Origin of the sequence: Pseudarthrobacter albicanus (assembly GCF_018224015.1) — a bacterium.
In the GTDB taxonomy this organism is placed as follows: domain Bacteria; phylum Actinomycetota; class Actinomycetes; order Actinomycetales; family Micrococcaceae; genus Arthrobacter; species Arthrobacter albicanus.
Window position 1 is genome coordinate 1 of sequence record NZ_JAGPOT010000194.1, and the last position, 1,299, is coordinate 1,299.

Annotated in this window: 1 pseudogene; it reads right to left on the reverse strand. The window is 67.0% G+C overall.

The features are described 5' to 3' along the window. Nucleotides 1-41: 41 nt before the first annotated feature. Nucleotides 42-1,244, reverse strand: a pseudogene (locus tag J9611_RS21370) (ISAzo13 family transposase); the annotation flags it as partial. Nucleotides 1,245-1,299 lie beyond the last annotated feature (55 nt).

The following is a 1,299-nucleotide window of genomic DNA, read 5'->3' on the forward strand; positions in this document are numbered from 1 at the left end:
AGGGCTCGCCAGTAAATAACACGTTGTTATGACGGCGTGGCGGGGTTGAGGGTGTAGTTCCAGTCGCCATGGAAATCGTGGCGGGTGATGGGCAGGGCCGCCATCTCGGTGTCGGGGATCCGGATGCCGGTGGGGTAGGTGTTGTCGTCGAGTTCGGCGTGGACGTTCAGCCCGGCGACGGTGGTGGTGGCTCCGATGAGGTCGATGATGACCTGGTGGCTGGTCAGGGGCCGCCCGCGCCAGTTCATCGAGATGTGGCTGAAGAGCCGGTGTTCGATCTTGTTCCACTTGCTGGTCCCTGGTGGGAGGTGGCAGACCGTGATTGCCAGGCCGGTCTCGGCTGCCAGAGCGGCGAGTTCAGCCTTCCAAGCACGGAGTCGGTAGCCGTTGGAGCCGCCGCCGTCGGCGCATATCAGCAGTTTCTTCGCACCGGGGTACACGTTCGTGCCGACCTGGCGGTACCAGCGGCGAACCGTCTCCACCGCGAACGCCGCCGTGTCATGGTCGGTGCCGACCGAGACCCAGCCGTCATTGGCCGAGACGTCGTAGACGCCGTAGGGGTTGGCCTTGCCCAAGTCCGGGTCGGGGAAGTCGTGCACGTTCACCCGCACCGGGTCCCCGGCCGGACGCCACTGCGCTCCGTTGTTCTTGTAGTTCCCGACGAGTTCCTTCTTCTTGGTGTCCACGCTGATTACCGGCTGGCCGGCGGCCATGTGCGCGGCACTTTGGTCATTGAGGTACCTGAACTGGGCGTCGCGGTCGGGGTGGGCGGTCCCCTCGACCTGTTTGCTGTTGCCCTGCAGGGAGAAGCCCTGCTCGTGGAGCAGATTGGCCACCGTCCACGCCGAGACCGGGTGGCCGGCGCGGGTGAGCTCCGCAGCCAGGCCACGGGTGGATTTCGTCGTCCACCGCAACGGGCCCATCGGGTCCCCGCGCTCCTCGGGCTCCACCAGGGCCAGCAGCGCTTTGACCAGGCCGGGATCGGTGACCGTCTGCGGTTTCCGGCCGCCCCCGGGCCGTCGGGCCCGCCCCAGCGGATCACCGCCGGCCTCCAGCTCCGCGACACCCTTGGCGACCGTGACGGTGCTCAGCCCAGCCGCCCGGGCCACCAGTGCGATCCCGCCATGGCCCAGCGACCGCGCCTCCGCGCCCAGCGTCAGCCGGCGCTGGCGCTCGTCCAAATGCGGCAACAACGCCTCGAACTTCGCCTTCAACGACTCTTCAACCTCAACGGCAAGGGACATACCACCACAGTACGGCCCGAAACCAGACACGCAAGATTATTTACTGGCAAGCCCT